The organism is Citrobacter sp. TBCS-15 (assembly GCF_005280815.1).
In the GTDB taxonomy this organism is placed as follows: domain Bacteria; phylum Pseudomonadota; class Gammaproteobacteria; order Enterobacterales; family Enterobacteriaceae; genus Citrobacter; species Citrobacter werkmanii.
Genome location: NZ_SZWK01000223.1, coordinates 1 through 212 on the forward strand (window position 1 = coordinate 1; position 212 = coordinate 212).

The 212-nt window shown below is 39.2% G+C and carries 1 protein-coding gene; it reads right to left on the reverse strand.

What is annotated here, in order from left to right:
- Positions 1-212 (reverse strand): hypothetical protein (locus tag FDW96_RS12775; RefSeq protein WP_212732901.1); only part of this gene is annotated, 212 nt, incomplete at both ends.

Genomic DNA, 212 nt, shown 5'->3' on the forward strand with positions numbered 1-212 from the left:
CCCAAGATTCAATGAAAGCAACGTATTGCAAAGTTGGTTCAGTTCGCTGTCCATGAATGTCTGTATGTGTTCGATACCATTGCGGATAATTGAACTTTCGTGTTTCTATAAGAAAAGGTAAATCGCTGGCACGACTGACATTTTTCATACCAAAAACTTTTTTAAAGGTTGGACTAGAGGCAAGCGTTAACCCTTTAGAATGATCTGCTCGA